Raw genomic sequence first — 3,931 nt, 5'->3', positions numbered from 1 at the left:
TGTACGAGGCCTCCGTGCGGTCGCGCCGTGGCGTTGGCCCGCAGGTCTGTCGGTTAGCGGCGGGGATTCGAGCGCGTCGCCTTTTTCGCGGCCTTGCGCATCGCTCCGAGAGTCCGCAGAGTTAGGGGAACGTTGTGCGGCATATCGCGGTATCTGAGGCGCTCGGGGGCGGTCATCATGAGTCCCTCGTTCCGGAAGGACTGCTCGACCCTCTCCAACATCGACGCGATGTAATCCTCTGCGAACATGGTCTCGTTGGTGGACGTGTAGTCGAAGTGACACCACAGCTCGCACATTGGTCTCATCCCGCCCGGGATCGGTCGGGCGATCACTTCGATGCGTGTCTTCTCAAGGAAGGCCCGCTTGACGCGGTCGGGTACCGCCCGTGGGAACAGTTCGGCGATGATGCCTGTCGTGGTGGTCGAGGCAATCGCATCGACGAGAAAAGCCTTCCCGGTGTTCCCGGTAGCCAGCTCGGTGCCTACCCAGCCGATTCGCGCGAATTGTTCGCGCATACCGGGCGTTTCGGCCCGGATGCCGTTCTTGTGTAGCAGGGCGACGCAGCGCGCCACGGCCTCGTCGGGGGACACGGCCAGGCGAAAGACCGTAAACGGGTACGCAGTGAGCGAGAGGCTGCGGCCGACACTGGAGAATAACTGTTTCATGGGTGTCCTGAGCGTCGGAAATGGAGAGGGCTGGTGCCGGTCGCCTTGCGTGCCGCGCGGTGCATCGTCGCGATGCCGGCGTCGGAGAGGGGAGAATCCCCGGGAAGTTCCTTCTTTTTGACGAGGCGTGGGGGACCCAGGAGGACCCCCTGGCGGGTGAGCGTCTGAGCGAGCTTATCGAACGCGCGGTCGAGGGGAGCCTTCGTCAGGCGCGGACCCCGAATCGTGTCGTCCCAGGGGAAACACCACAGCTCGGACCTCGGGTGGCTTCCAGGGACTGGGCGAGCGGCGACGATGAGGCGCGTCCAGTCGATCGGCTTGCGCATCGGCTCCGTCAGGTGAACGGCCAGCAACGCAATTCCGAGGCCGGGGGCAATCGCGCCGAGATCGCCCAGATCCGCGTCGGGTCCGGATCCACGGCGGTGACCGATCACGATCTCGGTGCCCGTCCAGCCGCGCATCGCGAACTGGTCACCCATCCCGGGGGTCTCGGAACGGATACCGACGGTCGCCCAAAAGCCCATGCACCGCTCGAAAGCCTCGCGCGGCGGGCACGATATGTCGAACACAGTCATCGGGCGGAAAGCAAACAGAGCACTCATCAGTCTCCCTGAGAACGCGGCGTCGTAGAGGAACTAGTGTGCCCAAGCGCGCGTCCAGCAGTGAGCGCGAACCCGGCCACGGCCTCGTCCCTCCGTCGTGTGGTGGTCTCAGGCTAGCAGCGCGAGCGCTCCGCCCAAACACCGAGCCGCTACCATGGCCCCCATGAGTGTCCTCGGAACCATTATCGTCGGCGTTGTTATCCTCCTGGGAGTCATCGGCGCCGTCGTCCAAGTCTGGCCCTCCGCGCCCCTCGTTGGCGGCGCGATCCTCGTGTGGGCGTGGCTGACCGGCACGTCCAGCGCGTGGATTGTTTTCGCCATCGCGGCGCTCGTACTGATCCTTGGCACAGTCCTCAAATACGTGATCCCCGCGCGCGGCATGAACAAAGCCGGGATTCCGCAATCCACGCTCGTGTGGGGCGCGCTCGGCGGCGTCGTCGGCTGGTTCGTCGGCCTGCCCCTCGGCCTCGTCCTCGGTATGATCGCCACGACCTTCGTCGTCGAATACCTGCGCAGCCGCGACACCGCCACCGCCTGGGCGTCCACCCTCCAGGCTCTCAAGGCCTTCGGCTGGACGATTGCCATCGAACTGATCGCCGCCCTGACCAGCGCAACCGCGTGGGGCATCGGCGTCGCCCTGGCCGCCACCGGGAACTGAACCGGGCCTATCGAGGTACCCCGGCCTCGTCGATCTCCGCTAATATGGGTCTGTTGCGCACACCCGCGCGACGGACCCAAACTTTACGGAGATACTCATGCCCGCCGTCATCGTGCTCGGCGCCCAGTGGGGCGACGAAGGCAAAGGCAAGGCCACTGATCAGCTCGGCCAACACACCGACCTCGTCGTCAAGTTCAACGGAGGAAACAACGCGGGGCACACCGTCGTCATTGACGGGGAAAAGTACGCGCTGCACCTCCTGCCCGCCGGAATCCTCTCCGAAGGTGTCACCCCCATCATCGGCAACGGCGTCGTCGTCGATCTGGACGTGCTCTTCGAGGAACTTGAGGACATCACCTCGCGCGGCGTCGACTGCTCGCGCCTGCTCATCTCCTCCAACGCGCACATCATCCCGCCGTACAACCGCCTCATGGACCAGGCGAACGAGCGTGCGCGCGGCAACAACCTCATCGGTACGACGGGCCGAGGCATCGGCCCCACCTACGCCGACAAGATGAACCGTATCGGCCTGCGTATTCAGGACCTCTTCCACCCCGAGGAGCTGCGCGCCAAGGTCGAAGCCGCCCTGGCCCCTAAGAACACCATTTTCGAGGCCGTGGACCTGCAGGTGCTCGACCCTGCCGAGGTGGCCGACCATCTCCTCTCTTTCGCGGAGCGCGTCAAGCCGATGCTGTGCGACGTGTCCCTCGTCGTCAACGACGCGCTGGACCGCGGCGAGACCGTCCTCTTCGAGGGCGGCCAGGCCACGATGCTCGACATCGACCACGGCACCTACCCCTTCGTGACCTCCTCCAACCCGACCGCGGGCGGCGCGCTCACCGGCTCCGGTGTGGGTCCGACCCGCATCGACCGCGTTGTTGGCGTCGCCAAGGCGTACACGACCCGCGTCGGTGAGGGCCCGTTCCCCACGGAGCTGGATAACAAGGTCGGCGAGGCTCTGCGCACCAAGGGCGGCGAGTTCGGCGTGACCACGGGTCGCCCGCGCCGCACCGGCTGGTTCGACGCCGTCGTCATGCGCTACGCGACGCGCATCAACGGCCTGACCGACATCTGCCTGACCAAGCTCGACGTTCTCTCCGGCTACGAGACGATCCCCGTGTGCGTCGCCTACGAGGTCGACGGCGTGCGCACCGAGGAAATGCCTCTCGACCAGGCTGGCTTCGAGGCCGCCGTGCCCGTGTACGAGGAGCTGCCCGGCTGGAGCGAGGACATCTCGCAGTGCCGTTCCTTCGACGAGCTGCCGCAGGCCGCCCAGGACTACATCAAGCGCCTGGAAGAGTTGTCGCGCTGCCGCATCCAGTCCATCGGCGTGGGCCCGGGCCGCGAGGCGACCATCGTGCGCTACCCGCTCATGTGAGAGGGGATGACAGGGTGAGGGCCGGTGCCGCGCAGCGGTGCCGGCCCTCACCCTATGCGCGGGATCTTGCTGTTTCGCACGTGGGCTTGCTGTTTCGCACGTGGGCTTGCTGTTTCGCACGTGGGCTTGCTGTTTCGCACGTGGGCCTGCTGTTTCGCACGTGGGCGGTGTTGCCCATGCTCGGAATAGCGGGTTTACGTGCGGGATAGAGGGCCGACATGCGGACAAGCTGGTTTGCGGACCTGGTGTCTGCCGGACGCTCGCAGGAACGGAACGCTTGCAGGAACGGAAGAACGGATCTGACAATCGGGCGCGAGACGGGGACAGTCGCGCAGCGGGAGACGGAAACACTCGTGCGCTTCGGCGCGCAGATACGACAAAGCACGCCGAACCGAATGCGCCTGTCGGCGCGAAGGCCGCTCGTAGCGGCAGAGTTTGGAGCCCGGGGCATAACGGTCCGGCGTGCCCCTCAACCCTACGACTCACTTCATGCCAACGCGCGCCGTGGCGACGTGGATCAACCCACACGGGGCATGCGCCACAGCCGGGTCCTCCCCGACGAGGCCTGAGCCGCGTCTCTTGGTTACGCGCACCACAGCGTTGGGGCGGGTGCGGCGTTCCGACAACA

General features: G+C 66.1%; 4 protein-coding genes. 2 read left to right on the top strand and 2 right to left on the bottom strand.

The window, feature by feature from the left end:
- Window positions 1-53: 53 nt before the first annotated feature.
- Both HMPREF1136_RS02830 and HMPREF1136_RS02825 read right to left on the bottom strand, forming a co-directional pair.
- Entirely contained in the window at window positions 54-665 is a 612-nt protein-coding gene (locus tag HMPREF1136_RS02830) for a hypothetical protein (protein WP_034504602.1), read from the bottom strand.
- The gene (locus HMPREF1136_RS02825) at window positions 662-1,267 is read right to left on the bottom strand and encodes a hypothetical protein (RefSeq protein WP_009647812.1); all 606 of its coding nucleotides are present in this window, start codon (window positions 1,265-1,267) and stop codon (window positions 662-664) included. Before HMPREF1136_RS02825 ends, HMPREF1136_RS02830 begins: the two co-directional genes overlap by 4 nt.
- 163 nt (window positions 1,268-1,430) lie before the next feature.
- On the opposite strand from HMPREF1136_RS02825, the gene HMPREF1136_RS02820 reads away from it, so the two are divergent.
- Window positions 1,431-1,925, top strand: coding sequence for a DUF456 domain-containing protein (locus HMPREF1136_RS02820; protein ID WP_034504604.1), 495 nt, complete (start codon window positions 1,431-1,433; stop codon window positions 1,923-1,925).
- A 97-nt stretch (window positions 1,926-2,022) separates the two neighbouring features.
- Window positions 2,023-3,303 (top strand): adenylosuccinate synthase, encoded by a 1,281-nt coding sequence (locus HMPREF1136_RS02815; RefSeq protein WP_009647813.1) that lies wholly within the window; start codon window positions 2,023-2,025, stop codon window positions 3,301-3,303.
- Window positions 3,304-3,931: the final 628 nt, after the last annotated feature.

The organism is Actinomyces sp. ICM47, assembly GCF_000278725.1.
Taxonomy (GTDB): Bacteria; Actinomycetota; Actinomycetes; order Actinomycetales; family Actinomycetaceae; genus Pauljensenia.
This window is presented reverse-complemented; position numbering and strand designations above follow the sequence as displayed.